The 17,424-nt window shown below is 74.1% G+C and carries 10 protein-coding genes; 3 read left to right on the top strand and 7 right to left on the bottom strand.

Features of this window, described 5'->3' with window-relative positions:
* Positions 1-4: 4 nt before the first annotated feature.
* From ACZ58N_RS16720 to ACZ58N_RS16750, 7 genes are all read right to left on the bottom strand, one after another.
* Complete coding sequence (locus ACZ58N_RS16720) at positions 5-1,054, bottom strand: lantibiotic dehydratase C-terminal domain-containing protein (RefSeq protein WP_471160132.1); 1,050 nt, start codon at positions 1,052-1,054, stop codon at positions 5-7.
* Positions 1,051-3,849 carry a lantibiotic dehydratase gene (locus ACZ58N_RS16725; protein ID WP_471159791.1) on the bottom strand — a complete coding sequence of 933 codons (2,799 nt, stop codon included), beginning with the start codon at positions 3,847-3,849 and terminating at the stop codon, positions 1,051-1,053. The genes ACZ58N_RS16720 and ACZ58N_RS16725 overlap by 4 nt, the downstream gene beginning before the upstream one ends.
* 30 nt (positions 3,850-3,879) lie before the next feature.
* Positions 3,880-5,442 carry a SagB family peptide dehydrogenase gene (locus tag ACZ58N_RS16730; RefSeq protein ID WP_471159793.1) on the bottom strand — a complete coding sequence of 521 codons (1,563 nt, stop codon included), beginning with the start codon at positions 5,440-5,442 and terminating at the stop codon, positions 3,880-3,882.
* A gap of 40 nt (positions 5,443-5,482) precedes the next feature.
* Positions 5,483-7,447, bottom strand: coding sequence for a TOMM precursor leader peptide-binding protein (locus tag ACZ58N_RS16735; protein WP_471159794.1), 1,965 nt, complete (start codon positions 7,445-7,447; stop codon positions 5,483-5,485).
* On the bottom strand, positions 7,437-9,638 hold the full coding sequence (locus ACZ58N_RS16740; protein ID WP_471159795.1) for a TOMM precursor leader peptide-binding protein: 2,202 nt from the start codon (positions 9,636-9,638) through the stop codon (positions 7,437-7,439). Before ACZ58N_RS16740 ends, ACZ58N_RS16735 begins: the two co-directional genes overlap by 11 nt.
* Positions 9,639-9,782: 144 nt before the next feature.
* On the bottom strand, positions 9,783-11,519 hold the full coding sequence (locus ACZ58N_RS16745; protein ID WP_471159797.1) for an AfsR/SARP family transcriptional regulator: 1,737 nt from the start codon (positions 11,517-11,519) through the stop codon (positions 9,783-9,785).
* A gap of 424 nt (positions 11,520-11,943) precedes the next feature.
* Positions 11,944-12,564 (bottom strand): L-threonylcarbamoyladenylate synthase, encoded by a 621-nt coding sequence (locus ACZ58N_RS16750; protein WP_471159799.1) that lies wholly within the window; start codon positions 12,562-12,564, stop codon positions 11,944-11,946.
* Positions 12,565-12,791: 227 nt separating this feature from the next.
* Here ACZ58N_RS16750 and ACZ58N_RS16755 point away from each other — a divergent pair, with 227 nt between their 5' ends.
* From ACZ58N_RS16755 to ACZ58N_RS16765, 3 genes are all read left to right on the top strand, one after another.
* A complete protein-coding gene (locus tag ACZ58N_RS16755; protein WP_471160135.1) occupies positions 12,792-14,240 on the top strand; it encodes a L,D-transpeptidase in 1,449 nt (482 codons plus the stop codon).
* A gap of 100 nt (positions 14,241-14,340) precedes the next feature.
* Complete coding sequence (locus tag ACZ58N_RS16760) at positions 14,341-15,768, top strand: MFS transporter (RefSeq protein ID WP_471159801.1); 1,428 nt, start codon at positions 14,341-14,343, stop codon at positions 15,766-15,768.
* Positions 15,765-16,991: an anhydro-N-acetylmuramic acid kinase gene (locus ACZ58N_RS16765; RefSeq protein ID WP_471159803.1), complete on the top strand. Its 1,227-nt coding sequence runs from the start codon at positions 15,765-15,767 to the stop codon at positions 16,989-16,991. The genes ACZ58N_RS16760 and ACZ58N_RS16765 overlap by 4 nt, the downstream gene beginning before the upstream one ends.
* Positions 16,992-17,424 lie beyond the last annotated feature (433 nt).

Raw genomic sequence — 17,424 nt, forward strand, 5'->3', positions numbered from 1 at the left:
GAGGTCACGACCCGACCGCCCCGGCCGCCGCGGCCTCGCCCTCGCGCAGGACCCGGCCCAGCAGGTGTGCCAGGTAGGCCTCGTCGCGGATGGTCACGTGCAGCCGGTTGTTGGTCATGTGCATGTACGGGGACAGCAGCAGCGGGAGCGCCACCGCCGGGTCGGTCACCTTCTCGTCACGGGAGCCGTCCCAGGAGCGGAACACCAGCTCGCCCGAGAGGGCGAGGGCCTCGGCCCGCCGGCGCAACTCCCGGCAGTGCTCGGCCCAACCCGCGAGGAACCCCGGCAGCCGCCCGGTCTCACCGGAGCCGACCGCCTCCAGCACGGCGGTGAAGCGACGCCCGAGGCCCGGACCCGTCTGCGCGTAGGTGCGGTCGTACTCGGCCGACCCGATGAACCCGGTCCCGGGGAAGGCCTGGTGCCAGAACCGGTAGTACCGGTCGAGGTAGCCATCCAGTTCCTCGCGGTCGGGCAGGAACACCCCGGCCATCACCATCATCAACTGGGCCGAGGTCCCCAGCAGGACCGTGCGGACGTGCAGGTTCATCCCGCCCAGCGCCTCCATGACGAGGTCGCTGGAGTGCGCGAAGTGCCACTCGGCCAGTTCGATCCCGGCCGGGCCGCCGTACTTCCCGTACTCCGGTTCGTACGGCTCCCAACTGTAGGAGTTGTTGGGCCGCAGGTTCATCCTGCCGTCGGCGCCCATGAAGGCGGCGCGGTCGCCCTCGGGGAACTCGATGTCGAACAGGGTGTTGTAGAACTCGTTGAGGAAGCCGGAATCCACCTCGTAGAGGGCCGGCCGGGCCTTCAGGAACGCCGACACCGCCTCCTGCGCGCGGCGACGCACCTCCGGCTCCGCCTCCGGGCCCACCGGACGCAGCCGCAGCCGTACGTGCGGCCCCTCCAACCAGTAGTTGATGAAGAAGTGCCCGGCCAACAGCCCGTCCTCGGTGAGCGAGGCGATCAGCGGGCGCACGCAGTTGACCAGCAGCGGCTGCGGGTTGGCGGCGTAGAAGACGTGCATCGCCTGCCACGCGCCGCGCGTCGGGGTCATCTCTGACATCGGGGACCGTCCTCCGGGCTCGGGATGATTGCGTTCGTGGTCGTCGTGAAGGTCTCCACGGCGAGTTCGGCGACGTGCTCCCCACGCGCCGAACGGGTGTGCAGGCCGCCGGGATCGGGGAGCATCTCGCGGAAGACGACCCGGTGCTCGGGCTCCCGCAGCAGCGGCTCGAAGGCGGCCAACGACAGCAGGCTCGCGAAGTCCACGTACTGGGGCTTCGCACCGAGCGCGGACGGACCGGCCGACACCGTCGCGAAGACGCGCTCCGGCAGCCCGTGCGCACGCCGCCAGCGCTGCCACTCCAGGAAGTGCGCCGCGTCCCGTGCGCCGTGCGCCGGCAACGCGCCGGCCGTCGTGCTCCAACTGCGCCGGCTCAGGACCAGGTCGCCGTGCACGACCCGGGGCCGCCCGCTCACCCCGCCGTGCGACATGGCCTCGGGCACTCCCGCCCAGACGTCGAGCGGCGACATCGACGACGGCGACAGCAGCAGCAGGGTGCGCGGCACGGCGGGCAGGGCCAACGGCACCAGGTAGCCCAGGTAGACCGGGATCACCTCCACCCCGAGCCGACGCGAGCGCAGCACGACCCGGCCCGTGGCCGGCACGTGCTCCGCGTACAGGTCGTCGAGCCGCAGCAGCCGGTCCTCGGGCAGGGTGCCGCTCTCGCCCGGGCAGACGATCTCGTACTCGGTGAGGCGCCCGTGCAGGTTCAGGTTGGTGGTGACCGGACCCCCGGTGACCTCGGCGAACACCGCTCCGGAAGGGGTGACCTCGGCAGCGGATGCGCGCAGCTGTCCGTCGAGCGCGGCCCGTCCGTCCCGCTCCTCGTAGACGTGGGTGAACCGGCTGAAGGGGAAGGACAGCCCGCCGTAGGAGCGGTTCAGCACGGTCAGCCGCTCGCCCGTACCCGGGTCGCGGGCGAACTGGAGGTGGTGGCAGCGCGGTGCGAACCCCGGCACCACCGGATCCAGTTCGGCGGCGACCGCCGCCATGTCGACTTCCAGAAGCCGGAGTTCGTCCCCGCCGTGCTCCTCGTACGCCGCCCAGTGCTCCCGCATCCGGCCGACGAAGGCGCGCCGCGCCGCGTCCAGGGCCCGGATGCCCGGCAGACCGAGCCAGTTCTCCTCCGGCACGTACTCGCCCTGCGCGTCGAAGGGGGTGCGCCGGGCCGAGAACGACAGGTACTGGTCGAAGAAGTCCTCGTGGAAGTCGTGGACCAGACCCAGCAGGTCCTCGCACCGACCGCCCTGCCCGTAGCGGGCGGTGAAGAATCCCTCGAAGGTGATCCGCTGCGCGAGGGTCAGGTCGAACGCGGGCAGGATCCGCTCCACCGAGCGCAGCGCCCCACCCCCGGCCTCCGCCCACGCCGGCCGCCGCGCGGTGAGGTCACGGCCCGCGCTGACGTCCTCGTAGACCAACGTCTGGGGCAACGGGGTGTCCGGCGCCGCTCCCAGCTCCTCCTGGGCCCGGCGCAGACCCGCGCGCAGCGCCGGCAGGAGCGCCGCGCGCTCGTCCCGGTCCGCCCGCGGATAGCGCTCCAGCACGCGGGCGGGCTCCTCCAGCAACTCCGCGAGCCGGTCGGCCCAGGGCCGCTCCAGCCCCGTCAGCGACCGCTGGAAGGCACGCAGCGGATCGCCGCCGTGCACCTCCGTGTCCAGACAGGGCACCCGGACCATGCCGAGTTGCAGCAGGGCGCCCACGTACGCCTCGCACTCGGCCGGTTCCGCGGCGTGCTCCCGCGCCAGCCAGTCGGCGAGCTCCTGGTGGCGCAGGTCGCCCCCGCCGGGCTCCTCGGCCCGTTCCGCGAACAGGGCCAGCAGCCGGTCCAGGGTGCCGCTGCGGCGCAGGAAGAACAGTCGGTCCTTGACGGCGTCGAAGGTGACCGCGGCCGCGTCGTCCCCGGCCGTAACCTGTCGGCGCACGTACCGGATCCGATCGTCCTCGCGGCCCCAGCCCGAGGCAGGCCGCAGCGGCAGGTCCCGCCGGCGCACCGGATCGGCGAGGATCAGCTCGGCGAGCCGCGCCAGCACGACCACGTTGAGCCGGACGTGGCTCTCCCACCGGTCCTCGACCCGGATCCCGTACGCCCGGTCCGCCGCCGCCGGCTCCCCGTCCGTGAAGCGGCCCGTCGCCACCCCGGTGAAGGTACTGAAGGGGCTGGTCTTGCAGGCGGTGCGGTACAGGTACGAGAGCACCGACCGTTCCGCCTTCCGCGCCCGGCCCCCGGGCACGCGGCCCTCCGCGGTGGCCGCCGCGTAGGCGTCGAGCTGCCCCTCCAGGACCGGCGAGGCCAGCAGCAGTCCGTGGCGCAGCCGCTCGTCACCGAGGAGGCCCCGCAGCGCCTCCCGGCCCCGGCCCAGATCGGCCGCCAGCAGCGGTTCGCCCTCGGCCAGCAGCTTCTCCAGCTCGCGCAGCCGGTTCAGCCAGCCGGCCAGCCGCTCGCCGACGGAGTCCGCGTCCGGACCGTTCAGGGCCGCCACCGTGCGCAGCGCGGCGTCCGGGTCGGCCGGCAGCCGGCCGTTGTGGATCTGCCGGCGCAGCGTCAGCAGGTCCCGGCGCAGGGCCGCGCCCGGCCCGCCGGGCTCCGGATCGGTGGCGCCGACCGCGCGGTGCAGGGCCTCGCTCAGGCACTGCGCGTCCGCGCGCAGCACCTCCTCCGCCGCGAGGACGTCGGCCGCCCAGCGGCCGGTGTCCGGACAGCGCAGCGCGTCGGCCGCGGACAGGGGCAGACCGGCCACGCGCAGCATGAAACGCTCGCCGGTGTGCCATGGGGTGGTGGTGTTCATCCTGGTCTTCCTGCTTCTCTCGTCGCCCGCTCAGGCGATCTCGTGGCGGAAGTCGGCGGGCTGCGGCCGCTCGTGACCCAGCAGCATGATCAGTAGCGGCGCCTCGTCGGTCTCCGTGAGCCCCAACTGCTCGCGGTAGGCGATGTTGTCGAAGCCGAGCGCCACGCCCGCGCCGAGCCCCCGCCCGGAGGCGGTGGTGTAGAAGGTCTGCGCGACGGCCCCGACGGCGGCGCCCACCCATCGGTAGCCGCGGTCGCCCACGGCGTCGAGGACGGCGGTCGTACGGACGGTGGGCACGAGCACCGCGCCCGCCTGCTCCAGGTTGTAGTTGGACAGGAAGTAGTTGCTCTGGAGGAAGGGGCCCGGCGCCCCCGGCACCACCAGGCGCAGGGCATGGGCCTGCGGGTCGTAGGCGTAGCTGCCCGGCGCGATGCCCTCCACGTGGTTGACGAACACGTACAGGGAGGTCAGCCGGGGCCCGTCGGGGCCCTCCGCCTCGCTGCCCACCACGGTCGCGGCGCAATCCGCGAGGACGGCCGCCAAGCCTTCCGCCGGCAGTGGCCGGGTCGCGTCGAACCGGCCGAAACTGCTGCGGCGGGCCCGCAGCGCCTCGGCCACCGGCAGTCCGGCCGACGCCGGGGCCGGCAGCGCCACCGGGTCCGTACCACGGGGCGGGTACGCGGCCGCCGCGTCCAGGGCGCCGGGCGCCGGACGGTCGGCGGCGTGCCCGAGGGTCGCCCCGTGGATCCGCCGCAGCGTCTCGAAGGCGATCACCTCACGGGAGCGTTCCGCGTCCCGGTGACGCACCCGCGGCCGTTCGGCGGGGACGGCCGCCCCCTCGGCCCGGACGGCCGGCGCCCCGCCCTCCCACTCCAGCGGGACGACCGCGAAGACGCCCTCCTCCTCGGGGGCCACGCCCAGCAATCGGGCCAGCCGCTCCTCGTCGAACCAGAGGACGGGCGAGATCCGCAGCCCGTGCTCCCGCGCCCACAACCGCCAGGTCTGGAGCACCGTGCCGATGTCCATGCTCACCGCGTGGAAGGAGAAGCTGTTGTACTTGAACGCGTTCTGCCAGTACTTGACGCTCAGCACCAGGTACTGCGAGACCCCGTCAGGGCCCCCGCCGAGCGCCTCGCGGACGTCACCGGTCACGTCACCTGTCAGAAGCCGGCGCAGCCCGTGCCGGTGCGGCGCGTAGTGGTACACCCCGGGCGTCAGCGGCCCGCCCGGCCCGGCCGCCCAGTACACCCCGACCGGGTAGAGCCCGCCCCCCGAGGAGGTGCCCCGTGACCAGTTCGCCTGCGTGTAGTGGGGGAGCGCCGCGAGGTCGGTGTTGGCCTGCACCCCCAGCCGGCGCCCGCTCAGCCCGTACGAGTCCTGGAGCATCCCGGACAGCAGCGGCAGGCTGAAGCCATCGGCCGCCCCCGCGGGGTCCACCGCGCGGACGGGCTCGGGCAGCGGCAGGGTCTCCGCCTCCGGGTAGAACTTGGCCTTGCGGGGGCGATCGGACCAGTCGGGCACGAAGTCGACGGGCTCCATCGGGATCCGGCCCCGGTGCATGATGGCGCTGGCGTAGTCATGGGCGTAGCCCACAAGTCCTCCTCGGTTCATGTCGGACACGACGGCTGCCGGGTCAGGGGAAGGGGTGCGGGGCGGGGTTCAGGTCGGCGGGCTCCAGGTCCCGCTCCCGCAGACCCGCCTCGCGCAGCGCGGTCCGCAGCCTCGGCATGCCGAGCGCCCGCTGCCGCGACCAGCCGAAGTCGATCGGCAGCAGACCGGGCACCAGGACGCTCACCGTGTGCAGGCCCAGCGCCCGCTGCTCCGGCAGCGTCTGGTCGACGACGACCACGTCGAACCCCGCGGCGGCGACGGCCGCCACGCACCGGTCCAGGTCCTCCCGGACGTCGGACGCCACGCCCCCCGGGGCGGCCAGGTCCGACACGGACCGCAACGGCCCACCGGTTGCGCCGCGCAGCAGGAAATCCGCGTGGGCGCCCATCTCCGGCACCCCGTACACCAACGGGTGGTCGTGCAGCGCGGTCACCAGGTCGAAATCGGCGGCCATGGCCCGCAGCCGCTCCTCGTCCCGCTCGGTGCGCCCGGCCAGGTTCACGGCGTCCGTCGCGATCTCGCACAGCGCCGAATCCAGCGCCGATTCCGGATCCAGCCCGGCACCGGCCCCGAAGCACATCCGCCCCGGCCCGCCGTCGAACCGTTCGGCGACCGCGGTCACCACCGGGATCGGGAAGCTGATCCGGGTGTCGAAGAACCGGGCCCGGTACCCGTACAGCGCCAGCCGGTCGACCATGGCCCGGGTCGACGCCCGGGAACTGGTCGTCGGATCGATCTCCGGCAGCGGCTGGCGCCCGTACCAGGCGAGCAGGAAGGCGTCGCGCTCGACGACCTCCATCAGCCCGAAGTAGCAGGCCTCGGCCGCGCTCCCGCCCGAGGCGCACCCGTTGGAACTCTCCTGGACGAAGCGGTTCTCCAGGCCGGGCGCGTGGTAGTACGTCAACACCTCCGGAACCAGACGCGGCTCCCGGTCGCGCAGCGACCACCCCCACACCCACGGGATCGTCCGGTCCGGATCGAACGGGCGCACCCTCGGGTTGTCCCGGTGGAACTCCTCGCTGTACAGACCCACCAGACGCGGGTCGACCGCCGAGGCCCCGAACTCCCGCAAGGAACCGGTCACGCTGGTCGTACGGGACCGCGCGCGCATGCCCGCGTACCGCTCCAGCCCCTCCAACACCCCGACGCGGGCACTGCGGTCGAAGGTGTCGGTGTGCCCGCCCCAGAACGTCTCGCGCAGGTACTCGCCCGAACGCATCGAGAAGCAGCCGATGGTCGCCGAGGTGGAGGTCGAGGAGACGTCCTGCACGAGCGAGGGCCCCAGTGCCCCGCACAGCGGGTTCGCGAAAGCGGCGACCTCGATGGCGTACGCCTCCACGGGACGGGTGCGGAACGCCCCCGGCCGGTACTTGGGCGCGGGCTCCGGCGCGAACTCGACCGGCGCGTCCACCGTGGGCGCGCCGCATCCGGGGCACTCGGGGTCGGGCACCAGCGGGTAGCGCCGAACGGCGCCGCCCCGCAGGTCCAACAGCCGCACCTCGGGGAACACCCCGCCGTGCGGCCCGGAGCCCCCGGGGACGTCCCCGTCGGCCCGGGACACGACGAGCGTGACCAGCGCCGCCAGCGCGTCGGCGGCGAAGGCGTGCGCGTACGGCCACTCGCCCGCCGGCAGGGTCCCCCCTCCCAACTCCAGGGCGTCCCGCAGCGCGACGGACCGCACGGCCTGCCAACGCCGCTCCAGGCACCGGGCGCACCCGGGCCCGCCCGCCGCGGGCGCGAGCGGCCCGACCACCGCCTGGTGGCCGTACAGCGCCACCGGCACCCCACCGTCGCCCGCCCCGGAGGCCGGCGCGGGGGCCGCGAAGGCGTTCCGCAGACCGAGCACCGACAGGGCGACCGGCGGGCCGTCGAGGGCCGACAGGGACCGCTCCAGCAGGGCGGTGAACCGCCCCGCGGCGTCCGCCCCGAGCCCGTCGGCGACGCCGGCCCCGACCCGCACCAGCGGGCGGCGGCCGTTACGCGTCATCGCCCGGCTCCCGTACCGTCGCGAGCAGCACCCGCACCGTGTGGATGCCGACGCCGACCAACTCCGGCGAGCCCGTCACGACGACGTACGCGTCGAGCCCGGTCGCCGCGAGCCGTTCCAGTACCCCGTCCCACGCGAGCGGGGGCACGCCGCCCAGGGGGCGGGCCGCACCCGTCACCGCCAGGGCCCGGGCGTCGAGGTCGCGGACCAGCGGATCCCCGGTGTCGGCCGGCAGGCCACCGCGCGAACCGTCCGCCTGGTACTGCGCCACGCCCAGCAGCTCCCGCAGGGCGGCGACGGCCGCCGTACGCCGGTCCAAACCCTCCCCGAGCGCCCAACGCCCGCCGGACCGGGCCAGCAGCACCTGCACCCCGCTGCGCGCCCCCTCGCCCAGGTCCAGCAGCTCCGGCTTCATCCCCAGTCGGTCCGCCGACCGTACGAGGAAGCCGAGTTCGGCGTCATCGCCGTCCGGATCCGGCAGCGCGACCGGGGTCGCGGCGCCGCCGCGTACCGCCCTGATCAGGGCGGCGTGTCCGAGCGCCGACAGCAGGCCCGCGGCGGCGGCGTCGGCGGGGGAGGGGCCCGCGCCCGCCCCGGCCCGGGTCCGCTCGAAGAGCCGCTCGGCGTTGTGCGGCCCGAACGGCCGCACCGCTCCCGCCGGAACCAGTACGGGTTCCTTCGTCAGCAGGGAGAAGGCCCGCTGGAGGACTTCGGCCCCACCGGGTATCCCGCTGGACGTGGCGAGCGCCGAGGGGGGCACGACCGGCCCGTCCCCGGCGTCGGTGACGAGTTCCCGCGCGGGCACGACGTGTTCGGCGTGGACCAGGGCCGCGGCGTCCAGGGCGCGCATCCGGGCCCCGGCCACGTGGTGGATGTCGAAGGCGGCCACCGAGCGCGGTCCGGCGTGCCCGATGCCCAGCTCCACGACCCCGAGCTTCAGCGGGATCTGCGTGAGCTCCTCGTCCGCGTACCGGGTGAACACCCCGGCGAGCGGCTGCACCACGGCGGAGCGCCGGTTGAGTTCCGCGACGAGCTCGTCCGCGTCGCGGGCGGTCTCCAGCGTCGGCAGCGCGGGCGTGCCCGTCGTTCCGGCGGCGGTGAGGTCGATCGGCGCGGCCGGTTCCCCCTCCGCGCAGAACGGGCAACGGGGGTGCGGGAACAGGGGCTCGGCCGCCACGTCCAGGGAGTCCGTGTCCTGGATGAGGAGCCGGCCGGCGGTCTCGGCCGGCAGCGCTCCCGACGTCGCGCGGAACACCTCGTACCCGAGCAGGTTCCCGATCATCGCGGCCTGCGGTCGCCCGGGCACGGAACCCGCGTCCGGTGCCGCGTCCGGCAGCGCGAGGGAGCTCCACAGCTCGGCCGCACCCCTACCGCCCCGTGCCGCGCCGAGGCGCAGCGCCGCGCAGGCCCAGCAGCCTGCGGTGCCCGGCGTCATCAACGGGCCGACGACGCAGTCGTCCCCGTACGACCAGGCCGCGAGCAGGGTGCGCCCCTCGGGTATGCCGGCGCGCAGCAGGGGGAGGAGCCGGCCCGGAGCGGCCGTCCCGCCGGTCACCACGACGAAGTCGTACCCCTCCAATCCGTCCCAGTCGAGCGGGCCCCGCGCGTCGGGCAGGGTGCGGACCTCCACGGGGGCGCCGTCCGCCCGGGCCTCCTCGGCCTCGGCGAGGATCCGGGCGGGGTCCGGTCCGGGCAGCAGGCCGATGTCTGCGCATCCGTTGCGGATCAGGCTCAGGGCGCACCAGTGGGCTACCCGGTCGTCGCCGAGGACGGCGACGCGGGTGCCGCGGAACCGCAGGAAGCGGGCCTCGGCGTCGTCGGCGTAGTGGTCGGCGTAGGCGATCTGGGGCGCGAACCGGCGGGCGACGTCCGGGTCCGGGGTGGCGGACCCCGCCGCGGGCCCCGGTTCCGCGACCGATCTGGCGAAGTCCCGCTCGTACAGGGTTTTGACGAGGTCACCGACCATCGCGCGCTGGGGTTCGCCCAAACCCTGACAGAGATCGGCGACGGAGTGCTCACCGGTCAGGTGCGGGACGATCAGCGTGGCGAACCGGTACGCCGCCTTGGCGTTGAGACGGAACCCACCGTCGGAATTGTGGAACAGCACACCCTCGGGTGTCTGCGTGAAGAGCACGTCCCGGCGGATCCGGGGTCGGGACGTGGCGACGGCTTCGTAGCTGGCTTGAGACATGGAACACCTCTGATTGCGGTCTGTCGGGACGGTGATGCGAGGTGGGAAATGCCGTGGGAGGGTGTGCGGGACCGACGCCCGGAGCGGGCGGAGGAACGCGGTGCGGTCGGCGGGCGGTGGAACCGAAGGGGGAACGGGAAGGGTTCAGCGGGCGGCGGGTAGCGCGGGCGCGCCGTCCCGTCCCCGGGACAACCACCGCGCGTAGACCCGGAGGAAGGCATGGATCCGGTACGGCTGGCCGGGCGGACCGTCCTCCAGCAGCCCCGCCTCCACGAGTTGTTCCAGCACGACCCCGGATCCCGCGGAACAGGGCCCGGGGCCCGGCTCCAGGGAGCCGAACCGCAGGAAGGTCTCCCGTAGTTCGGGTGCCAGGGTGCTGAGGGCCTGCCCGAAGACCTCCGGGACGGAGAGCCGGGCGTCCTCGGCGAGGGCCAGCCGTCCCGGTGCGTCCTCCGACAGCCAGGCGACGCAGTCCGCGACGGAGAGCCCGGGACGGGTGAGCAGCCGCCCCGCGGCGATCCGCAGGGCCAGCGGGAAGTACCCGCACACCGAGGCCAGTTCACGGGCGGCGTGTTCCTCGGCGGCGATCCGGTCGGTCCCGACGAGACCGGCGAGCAGCCCGTGCGCCTCGGACGGGCCGAGCACGTCGAGCCGGTGGACCGCGCCGCCGTGCGTGGCGACGACCGCCGCGAGCCCGCGCCTGCTGGTCACGAGGACGGACACGTCACCGGAGGCCGGTAGCAGTGGCAGCACCTGCCCCGCGCCGGTGGCGTTGTCGAGGATCAGCAGCCGTCGCCCGTCGCCCGGCTCGGGCAGCAGTTCCCGGGCTTCCTCCGCCGTGACGCCGCCCCGTTCGGTCCCGCCCAGGTCGATGCTGAACACCCCACCGGGGAAGGCGTCCTGGACCTGGTGGGCGCACTGGTGGGCCAGCGCCGACTTGCCGATCCCGGGGGCGCCGGAGACGACGAGCAGTCGGGGTCCGTCCGCGTCGGTGAGCCGCAGCGCCATCGTCCGCAGGTCCGACGCCCGCCCGGCGAAGCCCGGTACCGACGGCAGCCCGCCGTGCCCCCGGGGGCGTACGGGAGGCAGGGTGGGCGGGGGCGTCGCCGGGGTCGGCGCCGGTTCCTCGGGGCGCGGCGGCCCCAGTTCCTCGGAGCGCAGGATCGCCAGCTCCAGACGACGCAGTCCCGGCCCGGGGTCGACGCCGAGCTCGTCGCGGAGCCGGTCGCGCACCGTGCGGTACTCGGCCAGCGCCTCCGCCTGCCGGCCGGTGCGGTAGAGGGCCTCGATGAGCTGCTCGGTGAACCGTTCCCGTACGGGGTGTCGGCGGCCGCTCTCGTAGAGGTCCACGAGGACCTGATGGCAGTTCCCGGCGGCGAGTTCGAGGTCGCATATCCGCTCCAGGACGCGCAGCCGCTCCTGTTCCAGTGCGGGCACCGCGTCCCGCTGGAGCATGCGCGAGGCGACGTTGGCCAACGGCTGGCCCTGCCAGAGGGAGAGGGACTCCCTGAGCCGGTACAACTCCTCGTCGGTCCCGGCGGCGGCCCGTGCCTTGGCGGCCAGTAAGCGGAAGAGCACGAGGTCCAACGTCCCCGTGTCGTTGTGCATGCGGTATCCACCGGGCACGGCCTCGATGGTGGTCGCGGATATGCCGTATTTCGCGAATAGCCGTCGCAAGCGGAGCACGCAGGTCTGGAGGGCCGCTCGGGCCGTGGCCGGCGGTTCCTCGTCCCATACCGCGCGCAGCAGGTAGTCGGTGGAAACGACCGTACCGGGATGAAGGAGGAGCGCGGCCAACAAACTGGTCGGCTTGGACGGTTTGAGCACTACTGTCTCGGGGCCGTGCGCAATGCTCAGGGGCCCCAATAGCTGGAACCGCATGATGGTCCCCCGTGTCGGGTCACGAATGTGTCGATGGAGCGTGGCCGGGGGGTGGTGGTCGCCGAGCCCCGCCCTGACACACTCCCGAAATAGTCCGGACCAGCGCATGGGGTTGCTCGCCGCCCCCCGTTGGGCGGTGAATGACTGGAACCCTACATAACGGATCTTGTGAAAGTCGAGTCGTGGGTCGGCTCAATTCGAACCCTGCATACGGACTTCCCTCCTCGGTAACCCCGGCGCCTCACCGAGTTACTGGCGATGAGCCAAGACTGTTCATACGTAAACGAGTTTCGATGGCCGGATCGCTTGAGTTTCAATGGAGCAATTTGCCTTGCGCATACTCCGCCGTGACCGGATCGAAGCACTCCGCCCGGCGGATTCCGGCCCGTGAACCGGAATCCGCCCTGATGGGGACGAGAGACGGTTACTCGAATCGCGTCGTGTCGCCCGCGCCCCGGCGCACGATCTCGGCCTCGCCGCTCGAAAAATCGATCACGGTCGTCGGGCGGGTACCGCAGTCGCCCGAGTCGAGGACGGCGTCCACCTCGTGGTCGAGGCGCTCCTTGATGTCCCAGCCCTGCGTCATCGGCTCCTCCTCGTCCGGCAGCAGCAGGGTGCTGGAGACCAGCGGCTCGCCGAGCTCCGCGAGCAGTGCCTGCGTCACGATGTGGTCGGGGATCCGGACGCCGACCGTCTTCTTCTTGGGGTGCATCAGCTGGCGGGGCACCTCGGAGGTCGCTCTCAGGATGAAGGTGTAGGGGCCGGGCGTCGCCGCCTTGATGGCGCGGAAGACGTCGTTGTCCACGTGCGTGAACTGGCCCAGCTGTGCGAAGTTCTGGCACACGAGGGTGAAGTGGTGCCGGTCGTCGAGGTCACGGATGGACCGGATCCGGCCGAGTGCCTCCCGGTTGCCCAGTCGGCATCCGAGAGCGAAACAGGAGTCGGTCGGGTACGCGATGAGCGCCCCGGAACGGATGCTGTCGGCCACGCTGCTGATGGTGCGCCGCTGAGGATTCTCGGGGTGCACGTCGAAGTACTTCGCCATCCACCGAGCCTACGGGACCGGAACCTTCCGTTCGGTCGCCGGCCGACCGGGCCGGGGGCGCGGTCGGCGCCGGCGCGAACCCACCGGTTCCGCAACCAGAAGTGCTCCGTCCGGGTTCACTTGGGGAACCCGTTCGGCCCCAGGACCGAGTGTGTGATCATCGTTTCGACTCCCGATCGTTTTGATGCTGCCATCCGGCGTACGAGATCTGGGAGGCCTGCGTGGCGATGCCGCGGAAGAAGCGGACGAAGGCCTGGAGCGTCGTGGCCGCGGTGACGGGCGCCGTGCTGGTCACGGCGGTGGCCCCGGGCGGGGCGCCGGCGGCGGGCACTCCGCGACAGGGTGCGGGCACGGCCCCCGGGGCGGCGGTGACACTGCTGGTGTCGCGCGCGCTCGACGTGGGCCGCGGTACCGGGACCGGCGGGGCGCGGTGCACCGCGGGGACGTTCCGGGCCGGCCTGTGCGGTGCCTGGCGGGAGCAGCGCGTGCTGGCGACCGCCCGCGGCGAGGGAGCCGTGCTGCGCGGCCCGTACGCGGTCGCGGGGGACGTGCTGCCGACCGACGCCGACGGCCCGCTGGAGATCGCAGCCGAGGCCCCGGGACGGCTCACCGACGTGACCGTCCACGACTCCCGCGGCCGACACCTGGCCGGCGCACCGGACCCCGGCACGGGGCACTGGCGCAACACCGAGCCGCTACGGGCGGGCGAGCACTACACCGTGCGCGTCGGCGCCCAGGACGGATCCGGCGCACCGGTCGCCGCGACGATGGCGTTCAGGACCGCGCGTCCCGCCGCCTCCGCCGTCGACGGCGTCCCCCTCACCGTGGATTTCGGACCCCGGCCCGGCACGTACGGGGCGGGCGAGATCGTCACGGCCGAACTCAGCCGGCCCGTCCCGTCGGACGACACGAGGGCCCGCAGCCGGCTGGAGCAGGGCCTCCAGGTGACGTCGGAGCCGCACGTCGAGGGCGCCTGGCACTGGGTCGACGACTCGACGCTCCACTTCCGCCCCCGTGCGTACTGGCCCGCCCACACGGTGGTCCGCGTCCGCAGCGGCCTCGACGGGGTGGAGCTCGGCGAGCAGGGCCACGGAGGACCGTCCGAGCCGGTCGAGTTCACCGTCGGCGACCGGATCGAGGCGGTCACCGACTCGGCCGCGCACGAGATGACCGTACGCCGCAACGGACGGGTCATCAGGACGATCCCGGTCACCACCGGCAAGGCGGGCTTCCTGACCCGCAGCGGCATCAAGGTCGTCCTCGGCAAGGAACGCAAGGTCCGGATGCGCGGGGACTCCGTCGGGATCCGGCGCGGCACCAAGGAGTTCTACGACCTGCCCGTCCACTACGCGACCCGGGTGACCTGGAGCGGCGAGTACGTCCACGCCGCGCCCTGGTCGGTCGAGTCGCAGGGGGAGGAGAACGTCAGCCACGGCTGCACGGGCATGAGCACCGAGGACGCCGCCTGGTTCTTCGAGACCGTGCGCGAGGGCGACATCGTGGAGGTCGTCAACAGCGGCGGCGACGCGATGCCCCCCTTCAGCAACGGCATCGGCGACTGGAACCTGGACTGGCGCGCCTGGCTGTCGGGCAGCGCACTCGCCGCCGGCCCGGCCGCCGCACCCGCGCGGACGACCGACCCGCTCCGGGCATCCCGGCTCCACCCGACGACCTGACGGGCCGCGCCCCCGCCGCCCGCCCTCCCGCCCGGGGCCGATGTGCTGAACCACACGGCCCCGAGGCATCCCCGCGCCGCCCAACGGGCACCCACCACCGGTGACCCCCTTCCCCCTGCGCAGCCCCGCCCCACCGGCCGTCGACCGGCCGCGCCGCGCCCTGCTCGCGGGCGCGGCGGGCAACTTCGTCGAGTGGTACGAGTTCGGCGTCTACGGCTGCTTCGCCACCGTCATCGCCGCCCGGTTCTTCACCCCGGACACCGCGACGGGCCCGGCCGGAGCCGGACCGCTCCTCGCCACCTACGCGTCCTTCGCGGTGGCCTTCTTCTTCCGGCCCGTCGGAGCCCTGCTGTTCGGCCGGCTCGGGGACCGCGTCGGGCGCCGCACCACCCTGATCCTCGTCGTCTGCCTCATGACCGCCGCCACCACCCTGATCGGCCTGCTGCCCACCCGGGCGACGGTCGGCGAGCTCGCGCCCTGGCTGCTCACCCTGCTGCGCGCCCTGCAAGGCCTCTCCGCAGGAGGGGAGTTCGGCGGCGCGGTCGCGCTGATGACCGAGTCCGCACCGCTCGGGCGGCGCGGCCGGTACGGCGCGTGGCAGTCCTTCACCGTCGCCCTCGGCCTGCTCGCGGGTGCGGGTACGGCCGCCTCCGCCGCCACCGCGCTCTCCCCGGAGGCCCTGTACGACTGGGGTTGGCGGGTCCCGTTCCTGCTGGCACTGCCGCTCGGCGCGGTGGCGCTGTGGCTGCGCACCGGCCTGGCGGAGCCCCCGGGGCCACCACGCGGCCCCGAACCCCCCGTCCCGGCAGGCCCCCCGGACCGGTCGTCGCCGGAACCGGCCCCGACGGTGCCCGCGACCGCCTCATCCGCGACCGCCTCATCGGTGCCCGCCCCATCCGTGCCCGCCCCGACCGTGCCCGCCCCGGCCACCGTGCCCGGCACGGCCCGCGCCGTCGTGCTCGGCATCGGCCGCATCATGGGGTGGTCGGCGGCCGGGTACACCTTCCTCGTCGTGCTCCCCTCCTACCTCCAGTCCACCCTCGGCGCGTCCTTCCAGGAGGCCCTGATCGCCACCACCGTCGCCAACCTCGGTTTCGCCGCCACGATCCTGCCCGCCGGCATCCTCAGCGACCGCGTCGGCCGACGCCCCGTCATGCTGTGCGGCGCCCTGTGCGTCACGGTGTTCGCCCTGCCGCTCCTGCACCTCCTCCAGGACCCGGGCACCTCCGCGCCGGCCAAGGCGGGCGCCCTCCTCGGAGCGGGTGCCGCGGTGGGCCTGCTCGCCGGACCCGGGCCGGCCATGCTCGCGGAGATGTTCCCCGCGTCCGTGCGCTGCACCGGGCTCGGACTCGCCTACGCCCTCGCCAACGCGGTCTTCTCCGGCTGCGCGGGCCTCCTCATCACGGCCCTGACAGCGGCGACGGGCGACACCGACGCCCCCGCGTACTACGCCGCCGGGGCCTGCGCCCTCAGCGCACTCGCCCTGGCGAGCCTGCGCCGCGACGACCACCTGCGACCCCTGCGATGAGGGTCGTCGGCCTGATGTCGGGCACCTCCCACGACGCGATCGACGCCGCGGCCGCGGACCTCACCCTCGCCGACGGCGACGGGACACTGCGCCTGGCGCCGCTCGGCATGATCAGCGCCCCGTACGAGGACACCCTGCGGACCGCGCTCACGGCGGCCCTACCACCCGCGCCCACCACCCTCGCCGACGTGTGTGTCCTCGACACGCGGATCGGACAGGCCTTCGCGCGGCTCGCAGTCCGGGCCGACCGCGAACTGTGTTCGGGCGCGGCGGAATTGATCGCCTCCCATGGACAGACCGTCTACCACTGGGCGTCGGGCGGCGCCGTCCACGGCACGCTCCAACTCGGCCGTCCCGCCTGGATCGCCGAGGCCACCGGCTGCCCCGTCGTCGCCGACTTCCGCCCCGGCGACGTCGCGGCGGGCGGGCAGGGCGCCCCGTTGGTCAGCCTCATCGACCTGATGCTGTTGCGCGGTCGGCCCGGTGCGCCCGCAGCCCTGAACATCGGTGGGATCGCCAACGTCACCGCCGTCCCCGCCGCCGGACCGCCGCTGGCCTTCGACACCGGACCGGGCAACGCCCTGATGGACGCCGCCGTACGGCAACTCCGACCGGGTGGGCCGGGATACGACGAGGGAGGGGCGCTGGCCGCCGCCGGACGGGTCCACGAGCCGCTCCTGCGCCGACTGCTGGCGGAGCCGTACTACGCGCTGCCCGCACCCCGCACGACGGGCAAGGAACTGTTCCACCCGGGATACCTGGACACGGCCCTGGCCGGCTTCGGCGACCTCGCCCCGCAGGACGTCGTAGCCACCCTCACCCGCCTCACGGCGCGGACCGTCGCGGATGCCCTCCGTCCGCTCGGCGTCACCGAGGTATTCGCCTCCGGCGGCGGCACCCGCAACCCGACCCTGATGTCCGCCCTGAGAGAGGAACTACCTTCACGTACAGCCCTGTTGGACTCCGGTCTGCTCGGCCTGCCCGCCGGGGCGAAGGAGGCGTACGCCTTCGCCGTCCTCGGCTTCCTGGCCCTCCACGGGCTGCCCGGCAACGCGCCCGCCTGCACGGGCGCCCGGGGTCCCCGGATCCTCGGCTCCCTCACCCCGGGGCGACGCCCGCTGGACCTGCCGGCCCGTCCGTCCCGAGCGCCGCTCTCCCTCGTCGTCACCCCGGCGGTCGAGCCCACGGGGCAGGGGGGCGCCATCCGTGACGCCCCGTCATGACCCTTGAGGTGGAGGTTCATCGGCGGGCCCGACACGCCGATGGGCGATGATCCGTCCCTGGGTGTGGGGGCGGGCACCGCGGTGGCGCCGGTGCATCCGCCCCGGCGGTCCTGGTGGGCGGTCGGGGCGCGCTCGTGCCGCCGGCGGGGTCCCCGGTGACCTGTACGCGGCGCCCTGGCGGCTGACCACGCCGCCGCCCGGCCCGCCCCCGTTCCGAGCCGGCCGCCGGTCGGGCCCCGGAGTGGGTCGTCACCGGCGCGCGCCGGCTGAGGGTGGTGAACGGCCACAGCGGCCGGTGCCCGGCCGACCGCGTGGCCGGCCCCGAGCCCGGTCCCGCCGCCGTCCGGTACCCGCGCGACGGCCGCGGCGGCAGCCGGACCGGCGCGCCGCACCCTGAACCACCCCACCCTCCATCGAACATCCGTGCAGGCAT

It is taken from the genome of Streptomyces sp. NPDC040432, from assembly GCF_055595445.1.

Coding starts and splice junctions, on each gene's coding strand:
- ACZ58N_RS16725 (WP_471159791.1), bottom strand. CDS start 3,849: ATGAACACCACCACCCCATGGCACACCGGCGAGCGTTTCATGCTGCGC.
- ACZ58N_RS16745 (WP_471159797.1), bottom strand. CDS start 11,519: ATGCGGTTCCAGCTATTGGGGCCCCTGAGCATTGCGCACGGCCCCGAG.
- ACZ58N_RS16740 (WP_471159795.1), bottom strand. CDS start 9,638: ATGTCTCAAGCCAGCTACGAAGCCGTCGCCACGTCCCGACCCCGGATC.
- ACZ58N_RS16735 (WP_471159794.1), bottom strand. CDS start 7,447: ATGACGCGTAACGGCCGCCGCCCGCTGGTGCGGGTCGGGGCCGGCGTC.
- ACZ58N_RS16720 (WP_471160132.1), bottom strand. CDS start 1,054: ATGACCCCGACGCGCGGCGCGTGGCAGGCGATGCACGTCTTCTACGCC.
- ACZ58N_RS16765 (WP_471159803.1), top strand. CDS start 15,765: ATGAGGGTCGTCGGCCTGATGTCGGGCACCTCCCACGACGCGATCGAC.
- ACZ58N_RS16755 (WP_471160135.1), top strand. CDS start 12,792: ATGCCGCGGAAGAAGCGGACGAAGGCCTGGAGCGTCGTGGCCGCGGTG.
- ACZ58N_RS16750 (WP_471159799.1), bottom strand. CDS start 12,564: ATGGCGAAGTACTTCGACGTGCACCCCGAGAATCCTCAGCGGCGCACC.